Below are 17,382 nucleotides of genomic sequence, written 5' to 3'. Positions count from 1 at the left end.
GTGTTAAGTGAAAGGAGTGAGAAGCGTGTCTGAAAAACTACTAGAAGTGAAAAATTTAAAGACTTCTTTTTTCATAGAAAGTGGAGAAGTGGAAGCTGTTCGCGGCGTTACATTTCGTTTACATAAAGGAGAAGTAGTTGGTATCGTTGGGGAGTCTGGAAGCGGAAAGAGTGTAATGGCGAAGTCCGTTATGTCTCTCGTTACGTCACCAGGGAAAGTGAAAGAAGGAGAGATTCTTTTTCATAATGAAAACATCCTTTCTAAATCTGAAAAAGAATTACGTTCTATTAGAGGAAATCAAATTTCATTGATTTCCCAAGATCCAATGTCGGCGCTAAATCCAGTTGTGAAAATTGGGAAGCAAATGACAGAAGTAATTATACGGCATCAAAAAGTAAAAAAGAAAGAAGCAGAGCAGATTGCGGTTAACTTACTAAAACAAGTCGGTCTTTCGTCGCCAGAAGAAAGGGTAAAACAATATCCGCACGAACTAAGCGGTGGTATGAAGCAGCGGGTTATGATTGCGATGGCAATGTCTTGTAATCCAGACCTTCTCATTGCGGACGAACCGACAACAGCACTTGATGTAACGATACAAGCACAAATACTAGATTTAATGAAAAACTTAAAAAACGAAACGAACATGGCGTTACTTCTTATTACGCATGACTTAGGAATAGTCGCACAAAACTGTACACGCGTTATCGTTATGTATGGCGGGCTTATTATGGAAGAAGGACCTGTACTTGATATTTTCCAATCACCGAATCATCCATATACGAAAGGGCTATTAAACTCTTTACCGAAAATATCGAACGGCGTAAAAGAAAGACTTGCGCCAATTCAAGGTGTAACGCCAAATTTATTACACCCGCCACAAGGTTGCCCATTCGCAGAGCGTTGCCCGCATGCGATGGACATTTGTGAAAAAGAACGGCCACCATATTTTGAAATTGGGGACGAAAGGCGTTCTATGTGTTGGTTAAATGATAGGGCGGTAGGTGATTTCCATGCATGAAGAAAATTTAATTGAAGTTCGGAACTTAAAAAAGTATTTTCCTATTAAAAAAGGACTATTCGGCAGAAAAACAGAGCAATTAAAAGCAGTCGATGACTTAAGCTTCACAATTAAAAAAGGTGAAACATTCGGACTAGTAGGCGAATCAGGCTGCGGAAAATCAACGACAGGAAGAAGCATCATCCGTTTACACGACGTTACTTCAGGTAACGTTTTATTCGACGGAAAAGACATCGCAAGTTTAAAGGAAAGTGAACTAAAAGAATATCGAAAACGAATGCAAATCATTTTCCAAGATCCATACGCATCATTAAATCCGTCAATGAATGTATTCCAAATTATTAGCGAGCCAATGAACATTCACGGATCTTATGAAAAAGAAGAACAAAAAGAAATCATATTAGACCTGCTCAAAAAGGTAGGCCTAAAAGAAGAACATCTATATCGCTATCCGCACGAATTTAGCGGAGGCCAGCGCCAGCGCATCAGCATCGCGCGCGCACTATCTGTAAAACCAGATTTCATCCTATGTGACGAACCGATCTCAGCACTAGATGTCTCAGTCCAAGCGCAAGTCGTAAACATGTTGCAAGACATACAAGAAGAAACAGGCGTCACATACTTATTCATCGCGCATGACCTATCTATGGTAAGACACATATCGGACCGAATCGGAGTCATGTACTTAGGAAACATAGTAGAAATTGCCGATAGCGAAGACCTATACACAAAACCGGCACATCCATATACACAAGCACTACTCTCATCCATGCCAGAACCAGATCCAACAAAAACAGGGAAAGATCGGATCATTCTAGAGGGAGAAGTACCAAGCCCGCTAAACTCACCATCCGGCTGCAAATTCAGAACGCGCTGCAAATTCGCCACTGAAAAATGCGCACAGGAAGTACCGAAGATGGTCGAGATTGCGAAGGGGCATGAGGTGGCTTGTCATTTGTTTTAGAGTGGGGAAGCACTGGGGGGACCTGGTGCTTTTTTCTTTTGTGTTGGGGTGTGGGAATGGTTGTAGACTAATGGTCAGTGATTGTTTATAGCTGCATTTCCTGTTATATAATTTTCCTTATTTTTCAACTATAATTGTAATGATATGTTAGATTGTATATTTTATCCTTAATATATTTAATGGAAGGGGGACTCTCTATGAAATTACTTCGTTCATTTCTCATTTTGACTCTTGTTGTATTGTTAAGCGCATGTAATACAGCAACAAAAGTCACAAAGGTTCAAAAAAATGGCGAAACGACTTTAACAATTGGTTCTTTGCAAGGGTATTACGATGTACAAACGCTTAAAGCTGAAAAAGGAAATGTGGAAATTCCTTATGAGGCAGCAGTTGAAGAAGGTACGATTTTATTGCAAGTCACAAAAGATGATAAGGTCATTTATGAAGAAGAAGTCACTTCTCAAAAAGAAGATTTGCTTTCTTTTGAAGCGCCAAAACCCGGGTCATATGATTTAATTGTACGCGTGAAGGGTGAAGAAGAGAAAGCGAAAGGGATTCAAATACATACGAAGCTATGAAAAACGGCAAGCGGAGTATAATCGCTTGCCGTTTCCATTTCCAGTTGGTTCTGGCATAACAAATGCTCATCAATTTTAAGAAGTAAACGTAAAGTAATTCTAAAATATACAATATTTCACTTTCGGCGATGTAATCTCTAATAAAAGATCCAATAAATTTTATAATATAAATATTTAATTCTAATCATTAAAAATCCTACTTTTTCTTACTTTAATTGTTTCTAAAATATAAAGAAGAATACCTAAACCAAATATTTTTTCACCATTAGAAATATTATTACCTAATTTAATAATCGGTACATTTAAGCCAAATCTTTCACTCCATTCTAAAGGCATATATCCCCTCTTGCAGTTTATTAATATACGATCATCCATTGTATGAAAAGACGTTTCGAAAAAATTAAATTCCACTTCTATCTCAGAAATTTTTATCTCTTTTTCATTCATCAAAGAACCACGTACCATTCCAAATCCTTGTATCATATTTTCTTTAAACATACCTACACAATTATAATTCGAATCATAAATAGCCCAATCATAATTTTCAACTTCACTTTGAAAATATGCAAGAATTTCTCCATCACTTGCTTCCAATCCAAAAACTTCTTTGTTTTTTAAAATAGGTAATGTTGAAGAAATCATCTTTGTTCCTGCTATATATCTTCCATCAGGAGTATATAAACCTAAATGTTTATTATTGCTGGGTAATTCTAACAAAACATAAGTATCAATATCCCAAAATGTTAAATCATTTTTAACTATATTTTTTTCTAGTAAATTTCCTTTTCTTAATTGCCAAAATCCAATACTAAAAAATACAAGAGAAGCTATAATAATTAAGATTACTGGTCCCCAATTAATATTACCCCAAGTATTATACATACCAATTACTCCATAAAGAAAAAGCCCAGTTCCAATTAAACACTTGAACTTCCCCTTTTTTTTATAATACTCAAATAATTCCACACGAACACCTCTATCAGTTGGTCTTAATATTTCAATTACCTTTCAAATAGGGGGCACATTACCGAAAGTGAAAAATTGTATGCTAAGGGTGTAAAAACTTATTATAGCAGGTTTTATAGACGTTATATTTACCTTTATAATAAAAGAGGACGTGGAGTAACTTGATTATTCTTAATCATTCGACAAGATGCAACAATTTAAGATTGTATTTTTTGCTATGATAAGTAAGGAATTTACATATCGTGTTATTGGGGGATAAAAAGAGATGTTGAAAAAATTTACTACATGTATTTTAGGTTGCGCTTTAGTATTCAATTTATCTGGTTGCGGCAATACATCCGACAAAACTTCTTCAGAATCTAAAGAAACCAATTCTAAACAAGAAGAAAAGAAAGTGCAAACAACTGATGAGGCGAAAACGAAAGAGTATACAAAGCAGAAAAATACAGAGCAAACAAAAGAGAAATCAAAAATAAAAGAAAAAGAGTATGCTGTAAACAAGGATTTTCATACACCTAAATTTGATGTAACTGTAAAAAGAGTTGTAGAAAGAGATAAGGTTGGTAAAGAAAGTATAGGATTCCAAAAACCTGAAGATGGACATGGCTTTATTGTTGTAGAAGCAGAAGGGAAAAATATCACAAGCGAACCGATGAAATTAGCCTTTTTACCATCAGTGGATTTAGTGGATGAAAATGATAATGCTTACCAAAGTGATGTGTGGGCAGCTAGTAGTTATGATGTTGAAAAAGGTGAGACCTCTACTATTACTAAGGAATTAAAACCAGGGGAAGTAAAGAGACAAAATAAAGTTTATGTGATTAATAAAGAAAAATTTGATACAGGAAAATGGTATGTAGTTGTTAACAATGAGTATAAGGAACAAATTAAATAGTGTTTATTTATGAAGAGGAGAGGGCTCCTCTTTTTTTGTTACAAGTTAACACAGAATTTCGTTATGAGGGACTGCCTTTTGGTGTATTTGCTTTTCTTAGCTTGATGGGCATGTAAAGAGGCTGGATTTTTGATGATTGTATCTGCAATAGGTTTATTTGTTTGTGTAAATCAAATTATATTTTATCTATCAAGGAGTGGTAAGTGTGAAATATTTTGTATTTGAAGATGATGAATTAATAGGGGGATGGAAATTTAGAAAGGTTTTCTCCTGGCTTAGTAGAGGTACCAAATGAGGGAATTGTGACGGAAAACATATAAAATGTTATAATATCATTTGGAATATATAACCTTTTGATTCTAGGAAACAAAAAATCTACTAGTTGTTATATCGCAAAGAGAGAAAGGAAATAAATATGTTTATAAAAAAAGTAATAAGTAGGGGGCTCGTTCAGAGTCTACTCATTCCCATTTTGTTTCTGGCACTTATCATATCTGCTTCTAGCGTAGAAGCATCAGAACAACAAGCCATAAATAAAAAACGTGAACTACGTGCCGTTTGGATTTCAACTGTGTTCAATATCGATTGGCCAGTGAAAGGTGCAAGCGCTGACGAACAAAAGAAACAGTTTATTAACATCTTAGATGATGTTAAATCAATGGGGATGAATGCTGTTGTTGTACAAGTAAGGCCAACTGGTGATGCATTTTACCCATCAAAACATAGCCCATGGTCAGAGTATTTAACAGGTACACAAGGAAAAGACCCAGGCTATGATCCACTAGCATTTATGGTAGAAGAAGCGCATAAGCGCAACCTAGAATTCCACGCATGGTTGAACCCATATCGCATTACAACAAGTCACCAAGATGTAAATAAACTAGCTGTAAATCACCCAGCTAAACAACATCCTGATTGGGTTGTTAAACATGGCAAGCAACTGCTCTATAACCCTGGCATCCCAGCTGTTCGAGACTATATTAAAAATAGCACTCTCGAAATTGTCCAAAACTATGATGTAGACGCGATTCATATGGATGATTATTTCTATCCATACGCAGATGCGGAAAATTTCCAGGATGAAACAACTTACGAAACATACGGGAAAGGTGAAAATAAAGACGATTGGAGACGTGAGAATGTCAACACACTTGTTCGCGATTTATCAACAAGTATTAAACAAACAAAATCTCACGTGAAATTCGGAATTAGCCCATTCGGTATTTGGAGAAACAAACATAATGACACACAAGGTTCCGAGACAAATGGCTTATCCGCTTACGACAACATCTATGCTGACTCAAGATTATGGGTGCATAAAGAATGGGTGGACTATTTAACACCTCAAGTTTATTGGAGCATTGGCCATAATGCCGCAAACTATGACGTAATAACAAAATGGTGGAACAACGAAGCACAAGGAAAGAACATACACCTATACATTGGACAAGCTGCTTACAAGATTAATAACGATTCGGACAAGGCCTGGGAGAACCCGACTGAGATAAACAATCAATTGGCTCTTAACTCAACACTTCAAAATATAAAAGGAAGTATGTTCTTTAGTTACCGCAATTTAAAGACAAATATATTAGGTATCAAAGATCAATTACGAGCAAATGCGTACAAATACCCAGCATTAATTCCAACTATGCCTTGGTTAGATAACTCTGCGCCAAGTAAGCCTTCTATACATTCTGTGACAGACGGTCCTAACGGTGCAACAATCTCATGGAATAACAATGCTGGTAATGACGCGGCCTATTTCGTTATCTATCGTTTTAACAGAGGACAACTAATCGACGGAAACAACTCATCTGTGATTGTCACAACAATTCGTAACAACGGTTCAGAGGTACTATCATATGTAGACAAGGCAGTAACGAATAGTAGTGACTACACATACGCAGTTTCAGCAGTAGACCGCCTTCATAACGAAAGTGACCTAGTTCCGGCTTCTACGCCTGAACCAAAACCTGAACCAAAACCGCAATTTAAAGATGTATCTACTAACCACTGGGCTTTGACTTATATTAATTTTCTAGCTGAAAAGAAAATTATTTCAGGTTTCCCAGACGGGACATTCAAACCAGAAGACAGACTCACTCGTTTACAAGCTATTTTTATGATTTTGAACGAAAAAGGTATTAAAGATTTATCTAATGTATCCAATCCTAATTTTATCGACGTAAATCCTAGTACTTATGGGTACAAAGAAATTGCAAAAGCAGTTGAATTAGGTATTGTTACAGGCAAAGTAAACGACAGCGGCCAAAAATATTTCGATCCAAATGGCGTGTTAACCCGTGCTGAAATGGCAACTATTTTAACTCGTAACTATAATTTAAATGGGACACACAGCGAAGAATTCTCAGATGTTCCAAAGAATTATTGGGCACATTCGTACATTCAATCATTAGCCAAAAATGGTATTGCGGTTGGATATGGCAATGGAATGTTCGGACCAGGGGATCCGTTAATACGAGAACAATTTGCGACTATGATGGCGAGAACGATAAATGAGGAATTACGTTAACATTTTAACGCCAAATATATTTCAGTGTAATTTGTGGTGTGCTGTGATTTGAAATTTCTTGCAACATAGCCGCATCCTTAGTTTGTTTATAGAACCAATAGCTGGAGGTTTTATGCATGGTGTGAATCCCGATAGATTCGATACCGGCAAAATCTCCGGCTTTTTGAATTTTTTGATAAGCCTAGATCTTATTAATGGGTTGATCTTCTTTTCGAGAGGGGAATAATATTTCACAGAAGGTGTAAAATGGGATGCTGATTTAGATGGTGATGGTGAAGATGATAGTATTAAGGATATGGTGAAAACGGGTGCGAAAAAATCTTGGTCAACCGTAGCGGGGTGGTTTAATTAATATGAAAAAAAGTATAGATTTTAATAAGAAAGCTTTTGCAAATTATATGGCTCTTTATCCTGTAAATGAAATAAGAGTCCACGTAATTGTTCTTGTCCTTTTGGGGGCAGACGTGTTTGTTCTTTTGCCTGCATTCGCGAATCCTTTTCAATTACTCTATGTATATATAGTAACTCCTCCAGTTATTTTTTTAAATTTGTGGGCGATATGGATTGCTATCAATCCTCGGAAACGACAATTACAATACACTCTATTTCGGGGAGTATATGGCACCATATGTTCAGTCGGATTATTGGTTATAACTCAAAAATATGCCTATGAAGTGTTACAATTACAAACTCCTATCTATTTTATTTTTTCAGTTGGTTTGTATGGTGTTGCTTTGTATTATTTTTATAAAAATCATATTGAAAAACTTCAGGAACCAAGAAAAAAATCAAAGTCGTCGAAAGGAACTGGTGGTGTAAAAGTAGCAGCTATTGCAGCTGGATCGGGGCAGTTAATTGCTAATATAATTCTTAGCATTGCAACACAACAGATGGGGGCAATTGTATTTATGTGTGCATGCACAGTGTTTTCGTTTGGTTTGTTTTATATGATTATAGAACTCCATAAGTACTATTATTTACGGAAGCATATAGAAGATGGAGGGAAAATACGTATAGGATTTTAAAGAGGATTTGTTGAATTTCAAGTGTATAATTGCATTCTTCTTATGGAAGCCATTTACGAGACTTATAGCAATAAAAGATGTATAAGTGGAAGATTATATTCTAGTAAAACATCTGAAGGAATGGAAATTAGGTTTGTTCTTATTAATGATAAGATTATAAAGGTTTATCCAATGTATTAAAGAATGTGAGGTACTCAAAAATGAAAGTAACTACTCAGCCCATAGTTAAAAATGCAAGACAATATAGAGGTAATTGCTAAGAAGCACTCCCCTAAGTTTCAGATGAAATTAAATGATTGAATATTTATATGTACGTAACCGGGATAATTAGGAATTTATATTTAATATGTTGTAAGAAAGGGGAATGTTTTTTTATGGAAACTCCAGAAAATCAATTTAAACGTGTACTTAATCCTTGGCTCTCCATTTGGACAAAACCACGTGATACAATGAAAGAAATTTTTATATCCAAACCTAAGAATGTGTTTTTACTCATTTTATTAGGCTCATTCGTACAGACTTTAGATCGAGCATCTTCTAAAAATGTGGCGGATTCAATAAGTAGTCCAGTTTCATTAATCTCAATGGTTATATTCGGTACCTTCGTTGCTTTCTTAATTTATTATTTTTTGCTACCAGCGTTATTTAATTGGGTGGCAAAAAAACTTGGTGGACAAGGTACCTTTGAAAAAACACGTTACTCAGTTGCCTATTCTTATATCCCTTACGTTTATTCTCTTATATTAGTTTGGGTGCCTTCATTTTTCTTGTTTGGGATAGAAAACTTTACGAGTGAGACACCGGAAATGGATAGTAGCATAACTTTAACGATTTTGTTTCTTATTTTTGCCATAATTGATGTAGTTATTGGAATTTGGACAATCATTATTTCCTTAAAATGTTTAGGAGAAGCACACCAATTTTCAGCATGGAAAGCATTATTAACAATAATAGTGTCCTTTATGATTATCATTCTTCCTTTGGTAATAATAGTATTTCTTATAGTAGGGGTTACAATCTTTTAATCAATAAACTTAGAAATTTAATTGAGGTTTGGGGACAAGTATAAAAATAACAACTAAAAAATTGAAATTATTCTTAAGCGTGAGCCCAATAGCTCACGCTTTTTATTTTATAAAGAATCTATTGATTTTACAGCTAATTGAAGGTGCTTTTTCTTTTGCGCGGGAAGGAGTGTGGGATTGATTGGTGGTTTTGGTGCTGACTTTTGCGAAATTTGTCGGTAAGTCGATATGTTGTGTCGAATCGTCGATATATTCGGAGTTGCGGTCGATATAATTGGATAATCGTTGATATATTTTTTTGGGGTGTGGTATTCATTGTGGTCGAATTACATATTTATTTTATTTTAAATATATATATAAATTATAAAAGGCGTTATATAATTTATAAGGATAAAAACGGTTTATGAAATGATTAAGAAAGGAATATAGTATGGAGAAATGGATTGCAAGTCAGAAAGAAACCAACCATCATAAAATAGCGATAACATTGTTTCCTATCAGTCTATTTTTAGGATATATCCATCCAGGATTGTTTGGTTGTGGACTATTTTTATTTTTTATTATTACATCATTTAAGTTATTGAAGAAAATGTTATTTTTTATGCTCATATTAGGCATAATATCGGTAATTCTTCCTTTTTTAGCACCAATTATTTTTATTGTTATGCTCGTTCTCTTTTTTATGAGAATTCAGTTTGTGCTAAAAAATTGGAGGCCTTTTTTAGCTGGATTGCTTGTATATGGAATTGCGGCTATTTTATTAGCAAGAATGAGTTTCGATCCTACTATTGATTCTTTAGTCTATGATTCTTCACCTAGTAAATTAATTGAGTCTATTGTCGTTTCGGTATTAGGGTTTATTGGTATAAGAGCAACGTTAATTTGGTTGTATGGACATAATTATAGTAGTTATGCAGCGCTTGGAATTATGGGAAGTGTACCTCTTATTATCATTTCTTTTATTTTGCCATTTTTAAAAATGCATGTTGGTGGAGATGTTTATGTTGCAGAACCAGGAGTGGTTGATGGTCACGCTGTTACAGGAGAAACAGTTGTACATTCTTCAGAGGCGCATATAGCTAAGGGAACGAATGTACAACATGTACAATCATATGTAAGAACGGCGCCAGATGGAGATGTAACGAATAATTTATCGTATCATGGCCCGGATGCGAAGCCGGTGAATACAGAAATGGTAGCAGTGAAAGGTCATGTAAGAACGGCGCCGGATGGAGATGTAACGAATAACTTATCGTATCATGGCCCGGATGCGAAGCCGGTAAATGTAGAGGCGCACGATTATGTAAAAACTAGTTTAGATGGAGATACGGCTAAAGTTAAAGACTCTTCACAGTGGGGGAGCATGACTCCAGAACAGAAAGAAACCGCTTTGAATGTATTTAATGGAGCATTAATTGGACAAGGGACGATAGATAAACTGTTAAAACGTGTTGAGACAGAGAAAGGACGAAATCGTTTTTGCGGACATTGTGGTAAGGAAAGGTCTGGAAGAGAACGATTTTGTGTCGCATGTGGAGGTAGTCTTATAAATGATGAGCAAGCTCCAGAACAAATGGATAGTAGAAGAAAAGGGAACTTTATTCTATTCAGTATTGTGGGAGTGATTATTGTAATTATTGCGCTACTTATGATGAAAGATTCATTTTTCTCAGAGGACAATCAAGTAGCAACTTCGGTAGAAACTAGTGAAGTAGAAGACGAACAACTAAACGATGTAACATTATTAGATATAGATGGTTATTGGGTGGAAAAAAGTAAGGATAGTTATGTCGAAATTCGTGTAGCTGAAGATAAAAAAGGCGAAATAACACTCTATAACGGTGAAGAAAACGTTACATACTTATTTAAAGAACAAGATAGTGATGAGAAGAAGATTAGTTTACGCATCTATGAAGCGAAATCTAACTTAGAAGCATTCACACCCTTTAATGTTCGTGTAAATGTAATAGATGACGAGAACATTGAGTTCATAAGACAGGGGTATGGAGCAGCAACCCTCTCACTTACACAAATAACGGAAGAAGAATTTATGAACAACTATGAGCCTGTTGATAAAAGAGAAACATATACAGGTAAAAACGGGCAATCAAACAATACAAAAACAAAAATACCATTCACACAGATAGAAGGTGACTGGGTTAACATAAGCGGTGGAGATGACATTGCTTTCATATTAGAAGAAGGCGACAGAAGTGGTGAGTTAATTGTTGCACAGGAACAGCCAGGTGGTGGAAGACTCCCGCAGCATAAATTTTATATAAGCTCTGAACCAAAGAGTGGAGACAATACATACATCATCGCAGTAAAGCAAAACTCAGGTGAGTATAAAAACGTAGAGTTAATATTGACGGAAGACCGGTTACGGATGAAGGTGAATGGACGGGAGAGTATTTATCGGAGGGGATAGTAGTGATGGTGTCTTAAAAGGGCATTAGAAAGCATCGTAAAATGTAAAAAGTTTTTATTTTCTATATAAGAGAATCGTTCTTTTCTTTTTAATTTTGTTGTGGTGACTTAATTAGATGAAATGAGCGATTCTTTTTTGTTTTTTACACGGGCAGGCTTGCTAAATTTGCTTGTCATAGACCTTTAGCGCAGATGCTTTGGGATTGGTTGCTAGTTTTGGTCGTAGTTTTCGCGAAATTTGTCGGTAAGTCGATATGTTGTGTCGAATCGTCGATATATTCGAAGTTACGATCGATATAATTGGATAATCGTTGATATATTTTGGGGGTGTGTTGTATTGATTGGCATTTTAAGAATATTCCAGATTAACTATATTGTTTTATCTAGAAAAAGAGTATAATCATATTGCTGGAATTATTATGAAAAAAATGTCGTGAAATGTTAAATAAAATATGAGAAACGGACAAAAGTTGTCCACCTTCTTATGGTAAAGTAATCGTATAACTTAGTGGAAGAATAAGGATAGATTCTGTAGCTGAAATATCTAGTTTTGAATAGTTCTATATTACGTTTTTTATAAGGGATGGTGGGAAATTTGAATGAACGTGAGAAAAAAACAATAAGGATTTTATCTTTATATGATCGTCTATGTAAGGGGAACGTGTTAATTAAGAAAGAAGAAATAGAAAATTTTGGAGTTCATCCAAAAACAATTAAAAGGGATTTAGCAGAAATACAGTTGTATTTAGATATGAATGCGGGTAATTCATTACAATTAGAACAGGATGATAAAAAACGGCAAGTCCATTTATCACGTAGTAGTGACTTATGGCTTACAAAAGAAGAAATTCTATCATTAGGAAAAGTTTTGCTAGAAACAAGAGCTTTTTCTAAGGATGAAATGAATACGTTACTTGATAAAATTATACATCAATCAGCACCAAAAGATCGTGATTTTATTAAAGATGTTATGAGAAATGAACGTCATCACTATGAACCATTACAACATCAAAGTTCTTTACTTCAAATGATATGGGACATTAGTGATGTGGTTAGAACGAAGAGATTATTGGAAATTGAATATAAAAAAGAAACAGCAGCGGAAGGGACTAAAAGGAAAGTAAAACCAGTAGGGATCCTATTTTCGGAGTATTACTTTTACTTAGCGGCTTTTCCGGTAGAACGTGACTTTGAATTCCCAACGATTTATAGGATGGATCGAATCGCAAACTATGAGATCCAAAAGGAACATTTTAAAGTTAACTATACAGATCGTTTTGAAGAAGGAGAATTTCGAAAGAAAATTCAATTTATGCAATCAGGGCCATTGATGGATCTTACATTCCGTTTTTCAGGTGCATCACTACAAGCAGTATTAGATCGTCTTCCGACTGCACGCGTCGTATCCCAAGATGACGATGGTGCCATCATTGAAGCAAAAGTATTTGGTAAGGGAATAAAAATGTGGTTACTCAGCCAAGGACCTTTTGTTGAGGTGTTGAAGCCGGTGGAGTTTCGGGATGAGATGAGGGAGAGTTTGGGGGAGATGTTGGAAATCTATCGGGATTAAATTTACATAAACATTATAAGAATGAGGATGGTAAATCCAATGAATAAGTCGGAATTAAGCGAACGAATATCCTTATTATTAAACAAATATGAGGATGATTTGTTTTTTGGAGAAGAAATACAGGTCTTACATAATCGAATTAATAGTATAACGAGTAGCATCGTGGCGGTTGGACAATTTAGTGTCGGTAAATCAGAGTTGTTAAATGCTTTATTAGGCGAAAAACTTTTAGCGTCAAGACGGATGGAATCGACAAAAGTGACGACTGGGATTCATAAGTGTATGGATGATGAAATGAGGAAAATCGTTCTACACTATAAAAATGGAGAAAAGAAAGAATTAGCTATCACAGATATAAGTATTTTAGACCAATATACAACGTTTCAAGGAAGTGGAGAGGAAGAAGCGTTAGAGTTTGTTGATGTTTATTGGCCGTTACAGTTTTTAGACAATCAGCTTCTTTTGGTCGACACACCTGGTGCTAACTCTTTAACTGAAGATGCGTTTATTGTGACGGAAAAAGAGCTTGAGAAAGCTTCTTCGGTTCTCTATTTATTTAATGGACAAAAAGGGATCGATCAAACGGATTTGTCTTTACTAAAGGATTTAATGAATCGAAGAAAAAAAGTTTTTATAGTAGCAACTCATGTTGATGGATTAACTGAAGGAGAATTGGAATCTGTCATTTGTAGTGTGCAGGATAAATTGGAACAAGAAATAGATGATTCTAAGTCTATAAAAATATATCCAGTATCCTCAACTGAAGCACTTCAAGCAAAACAGACAGGGGATTCAAGTTTATTAGAAAGATCAAATATACAAGAGTTAGAAGAAGCTTTAATGAAGTATGTGAACAATCAGGAGTATCTTGCTTCAGAAATTGAGTCTATCCATTACGATTTAGAAGTACTTGAAGCAAATATTTTGGAAGCTGAAGAAGATGAGCTGGAAGAAAAGGTAGAAATAGAGCGTCAGAGACAATTACGTGTACAAAGAAAGCGGTTGTTATTAAATTGTGAATATGACCTTGTAAGGGAATACGGCCTAGAATTATTAGGATATCGTGAGAAAAGTGTTTTACAGGTGATAGAAGACCTAAGACTCGAAGTAACTCAGAATAATCAAGAATATAAAAAAGAGGTTATACATTCGTTTAGAGATTTAAGAAAAAGGCTTATGCAAGATATACGTATGAATCTCTCATCTAGTGATGATTTGAAAAGAGAGTATACGCAGTACAATGAAAAAATGAATAGAAGATATGAAGATATATTAGGCAGCTTCAAGGAAATTACTACGAAATTGTATGAGCGTGTTGCAAAAACGATTGAAGAAGAAGATTCGTTGTTTATTGAAAATTTAGAGGCTGGTAAATGGAGTGTTGAATTGAATTGGCCGGAATTTATACAGGAGATTCAGGAGGTTATATTTGGAAAACAAAATATAGAAGATGATGATAGCCTTTTTATAAATTATGAACAAGAGAGAAAAGCGATAGAAGAAGAACGTAGCAAGAATCAAAAGAAATTAGTACAAATAACACTTGATGAAAAGAGCTTAGAGAAAGAAAATCAGGAAATTTTAAAGGATTTGAAAGAAGACTATAATAGAAACGTTCAAAATATGGGACAAAGGCCTGGGCCTAAAGAACAAAGGGCCACAAAAGGAATACTCTTTTGGAAAAAAGAAGTAGTTGTTGGTTACGATTATACGGCATCTGATCGTTGGGAAAAAAATAAGGAAGCTTTAACTGAAAATTATGAGCGAACTGTAGAAGAGAAATTAAGTGAGTTTGATACTATCCGACGTGAAATAAAGGCAATAAAACAAAATGTGTTAGACGAAATTGATCAATTAATAATGGAACTAGAGAATCTAGAAGACACATTGTTCGATGATTTAATGGATGTTATTGATAATCAGCAAAAAGCAGCACAAAATTTTTATAGACAGTTAGAAGATGAAATAATGGCATTATGGAAGATACAAGAAAACAATATGATGCAGCAGTTTAATTATCATACTACGAATATTGAAAAGCGATTTATTCGTTTTGTTGAGAAGGCTTTACAGGAAGAGTTGCAATTAATTCGATAAAAAAGGAATGGTTACATGAATACAAGAAATGAATGGAATGAGCATGTAGAAAATCTTAACCGTAGTTTTGAGAAAGCGTTAGCTCTTACAAAAGAAACTGAAGAATATTTTGGTGACTATGTAATGCTAGATGAAGATCGAGCGGTATTGAACACTCAATTAAAGAATTGGAAAGATAATCGATTTGAAATAGTGGTTGTTGGGGAATTTTCAACAGGAAAATCAACATTTATAAATGCACTGTTACGAAAAAATGTTTTACCAAGTAAAGTAACTCCGACAACAGCGACTATAAATTTTATTAGGCATGTTGAACAGGGAGATGGAACAGAAAAGGCGGTAATTAATTTTTTTAATGGAAGTAAAATTGAATCATCTTTTGATCAACTTGAAAAGTATGTAACGGAGATGAGTGAAGAGCATAATGTTGTGGAAGAAATCTCGCATGTGGATATTTTCGTTGATTCAAAATACTTAACAGAAGGTGTTGTTATCGTTGATACACCAGGGCTACAAGCTTTACATCCTGAGCATGAAAGAATTACGAAGAAGCAAATAAAAAAATCAAATGCGAGTGTTTTATTATTTAACATGGAACAGCCAGGTAAGCGATCAGAATTTATGTTTTTGCAAGACTTATCTGATTCAATCGATAGAATATTCTTTGTTGGAAACAGAATGGATGGTGTCCCAGACAATGAAATTTCCGATGTAGTCACTGCATTAGAATCTTCATTAAAAGACAATAATTATCAAAGTATTCCTGAAGAGTATGCAAAAGTATTCCCGATCAGTGCATTGCAAGCGCTTAAAGGAAGGGATGAAAATACAATTACTAAGAGATGGCAGGGATGGTCAAGTGAAGCATTGATTGAATCTTCTCGTTTTGCAGAATTTGAATCTCGTCTAGAAGAGTATTTATTCCATGGTGAAAAGGCTAAAGATGTAATTCGTGCACCGTATAGTGCATTGAGTAATTTCTATGAACAACTCCAAAATAAAATGAATCAAATTGAAGTACTCATTTCAGGTGAAATAGGTATAGAGGTGTTACAAAAAGAAAAAGAAAGATTAGCAGAAGAAGTGGAGTTAAGAAAATTACAATTACAAGACCAAGAGCGTAATCTTAAAAATTTATTCCAAGATGTTGTATACGAGCATGAGAAAGATTTCAATGAGCGTAAAGAGCGTGAGAAACAGTTTTTTGTTGAACAAATTAGTGAGATGGAACTCATTGAAGACTTAGAAGATGAAGCGCCTAATATAATGAATAATTTAAATAAATCATTTCAAAGGCTAGTTGATCAAGGACTAAATGATCTATCTAATCAACTAGAGATGCAAATGAGGAGAGAAATTATAGATTTTGAAGTATCTATTGAAGAGTATTCAAATCATAAAATAGAATCTTTAACGAGTGCAGAAATTAAGGTTGAGACAAATTTAGAAACAGAGAATTCTCAAACAGATATTAAATTTGTAAATGATCAGTTTTCTGAAGAAGCTGCGGCTTTAGAGGAGCAAAGAGAACTATTGAAACAGAAACAAAAATTAGAGTGTGAATTAGATGGTTTGAAATCTAAGGAGAAGCTGATGAAAAGTCAGTATCAAAGAAGGGAGGATTTTTTTAATACCTTACTGCAAAGTACGGATGCTACTAGACAAGAGTATGGAGTAATTAAGAGAAGAAGATTTTTGTGGGATAAGAAAGGTATGGTTGACGTACCTAATGAAGAGTACGCAAGAAGGCTAAAAGAGAAAGAAGAATTAATGAATAAAAATCGCGATGAAGAAAGGAAGATTTTGGCTAGTGAAAGCCAATTAGAAATTGAGCTAGCATTAAACGAATCAGAGTTCGAAACGACTCAAGACTATTTTGAGGCAAGGAAAGAGCTTAAAAAAAGAAAAGAAGAGGAAAGGATAAAGAGATTAGGAGAAAGGACAAAATTAGAAGAACGTCGCTTATCGAGAGAGAAGAAGAAAGTAATACGTGAAATTGAAGATGTTTTTGAAGGCTTGCGTCGTGAATACCGATCGTTATTAAGAGGTCTTGATGCATTAGCTTTAGCAAGGCAAGAGATTGAAGGATATATTCAAAATAAAGATATAGAGCTGAATATTAAATTAAAAGATCTTGATTCAAAAGAAAAATTGTTACAAGAAAATACTCAAAAACAAGAAGTATATAGACAAAATTTAGAAGTAGTGCGTACGAAAGCTGAACAAGAAAAAGAAAATGTAGTGAATTTATTAGTAGAAGCATATTGAGCAGGAGGAAATT

General features: G+C 34.7%; 12 protein-coding genes and 1 pseudogene. 11 read left to right on the top strand and 2 right to left on the bottom strand.

Annotated features, from left to right (window positions below; all coding sequences use genetic code 11):
• The first annotated feature begins 25 nt into the window (after positions 1 to 25).
• The 3 genes from BAQ46_RS00760 (at position 26) to BAQ46_RS00750 (ending at position 2,560) form a co-directional block, all read left to right on the top strand.
• Positions 26 to 1,018 carry an ABC transporter ATP-binding protein gene (locus BAQ46_RS00760; RefSeq protein WP_071741492.1) on the top strand — a complete coding sequence of 331 codons (993 nt, stop codon included), beginning with the start codon at positions 26 to 28 and terminating at the stop codon, positions 1,016 to 1,018.
• Positions 1,011 to 1,982, top strand: a complete 972-nt coding sequence (locus BAQ46_RS00755; RefSeq protein ID WP_000544145.1) for an ABC transporter ATP-binding protein — start codon at positions 1,011 to 1,013, stop codon at positions 1,980 to 1,982. The genes BAQ46_RS00760 and BAQ46_RS00755 overlap by 8 nt, the downstream gene beginning before the upstream one ends.
• A 197-nt stretch (positions 1,983 to 2,179) precedes the next feature.
• Positions 2,180 to 2,560, top strand: coding sequence for a BA_1872 family lipoprotein (locus BAQ46_RS00750; RefSeq protein ID WP_071741491.1), 381 nt, complete (start codon positions 2,180 to 2,182; stop codon positions 2,558 to 2,560).
• A 180-nt stretch (positions 2,561 to 2,740) separates the two neighbouring features.
• Here BAQ46_RS00750 and BAQ46_RS00745 read toward each other — a convergent pair whose 3' ends face one another.
• Positions 2,741 to 3,526, bottom strand: a complete 786-nt coding sequence (locus BAQ46_RS00745; protein ID WP_071741490.1) for an ABC transporter ATP-binding protein — start codon at positions 3,524 to 3,526, stop codon at positions 2,741 to 2,743.
• Positions 3,527 to 3,791: 265 nt separating this feature from the next.
• On the opposite strand from BAQ46_RS00745, the gene BAQ46_RS00740 reads away from it, so the two are divergent.
• On the top strand, positions 3,792 to 4,421 hold the full coding sequence (locus BAQ46_RS00740; RefSeq protein ID WP_071741489.1) for a hypothetical protein: 630 nt from the start codon (positions 3,792 to 3,794) through the stop codon (positions 4,419 to 4,421).
• 415 nt (positions 4,422 to 4,836) lie between these two features.
• Entirely contained in the window at positions 4,837 to 6,957 is a 2,121-nt protein-coding gene (locus BAQ46_RS00735; protein WP_042515097.1) for a family 10 glycosylhydrolase, read from the top strand.
• A 4-nt stretch (positions 6,958 to 6,961) separates the two neighbouring features.
• On the opposite strand, the pseudogene BAQ46_RS30975 reads toward BAQ46_RS00735, so the two are convergent.
• Positions 6,962 to 7,183 (bottom strand): annotated as a pseudogene (locus tag BAQ46_RS30975) (tyrosine-type recombinase/integrase); the annotation flags it as partial.
• A gap of 127 nt (positions 7,184 to 7,310) precedes the next feature.
• On the opposite strand from BAQ46_RS30975, the gene BAQ46_RS00725 reads away from it, so the two are divergent.
• From BAQ46_RS00725 to BAQ46_RS00700, 6 genes are all read left to right on the top strand, one after another.
• Positions 7,311 to 7,982, top strand: a complete 672-nt coding sequence (locus BAQ46_RS00725) for a hypothetical protein (RefSeq protein ID WP_061131416.1) — start codon at positions 7,311 to 7,313, stop codon at positions 7,980 to 7,982.
• A 374-nt stretch (positions 7,983 to 8,356) separates the two neighbouring features.
• On the top strand, positions 8,357 to 9,007 hold the full coding sequence (locus BAQ46_RS00720; RefSeq protein WP_071741488.1) for a Yip1 family protein: 651 nt from the start codon (positions 8,357 to 8,359) through the stop codon (positions 9,005 to 9,007).
• Positions 9,008 to 9,437: 430 nt separating this feature from the next.
• Complete coding sequence (locus tag BAQ46_RS00715; RefSeq protein ID WP_071741487.1) at positions 9,438 to 11,435, top strand: AdipoR/hemolysin III family protein; 1,998 nt, start codon at positions 9,438 to 9,440, stop codon at positions 11,433 to 11,435.
• A 582-nt stretch (positions 11,436 to 12,017) separates the two neighbouring features.
• The gene (locus tag BAQ46_RS00710) at positions 12,018 to 13,004 is read left to right on the top strand and encodes a helix-turn-helix transcriptional regulator (protein ID WP_076867918.1); all 987 of its coding nucleotides are present in this window, start codon (positions 12,018 to 12,020) and stop codon (positions 13,002 to 13,004) included.
• Between the two features lie 39 nt (positions 13,005 to 13,043).
• A complete protein-coding gene (locus tag BAQ46_RS00705; protein ID WP_249024537.1) occupies positions 13,044 to 15,101 on the top strand; it encodes a dynamin family protein in 2,058 nt (685 codons plus the stop codon).
• Positions 15,102 to 15,116: 15 nt separating this feature from the next.
• The gene (locus BAQ46_RS00700; protein WP_071741485.1) at positions 15,117 to 17,369 is read left to right on the top strand and encodes a dynamin family protein; all 2,253 of its coding nucleotides are present in this window, start codon (positions 15,117 to 15,119) and stop codon (positions 17,367 to 17,369) included.
• Positions 17,370 to 17,382: the final 13 nt, after the last annotated feature.

It is taken from the genome of Bacillus paranthracis, from assembly GCF_001883995.1.
Classification (GTDB): Bacteria; Bacillota; Bacilli; order Bacillales; family Bacillaceae_G; genus Bacillus_A; species Bacillus_A paranthracis.
The sequence above is the reverse complement of the archived record's forward strand: the minus strand, read 5'-3'. Positions and strand labels throughout refer to the sequence as shown.

Coding starts and splice junctions, on each gene's coding strand:
- BAQ46_RS00755 (WP_000544145.1), top strand. CDS start 1,011: ATGCATGAAGAAAATTTAATTGAAGTTCGGAACTTAAAAAAGTATTTT.
- BAQ46_RS00750 (WP_071741491.1), top strand. CDS start 2,180: ATGAAATTACTTCGTTCATTTCTCATTTTGACTCTTGTTGTATTGTTA.
- BAQ46_RS00740 (WP_071741489.1), top strand. CDS start 3,792: ATGTTGAAAAAATTTACTACATGTATTTTAGGTTGCGCTTTAGTATTC.
- BAQ46_RS00735 (WP_042515097.1), top strand. CDS start 4,837: ATGTTTATAAAAAAAGTAATAAGTAGGGGGCTCGTTCAGAGTCTACTC.
- BAQ46_RS00725 (WP_061131416.1), top strand. CDS start 7,311: ATGAAAAAAAGTATAGATTTTAATAAGAAAGCTTTTGCAAATTATATG.
- BAQ46_RS00720 (WP_071741488.1), top strand. CDS start 8,357: ATGGAAACTCCAGAAAATCAATTTAAACGTGTACTTAATCCTTGGCTC.
- BAQ46_RS00715 (WP_071741487.1), top strand. CDS start 9,438: ATGGAGAAATGGATTGCAAGTCAGAAAGAAACCAACCATCATAAAATA.
- BAQ46_RS00710 (WP_076867918.1), top strand. CDS start 12,018: ATGGTGGGAAATTTGAATGAACGTGAGAAAAAAACAATAAGGATTTTA.
- BAQ46_RS00705 (WP_249024537.1), top strand. CDS start 13,044: ATGAATAAGTCGGAATTAAGCGAACGAATATCCTTATTATTAAACAAA.
- BAQ46_RS00700 (WP_071741485.1), top strand. CDS start 15,117: ATGAATACAAGAAATGAATGGAATGAGCATGTAGAAAATCTTAACCGT.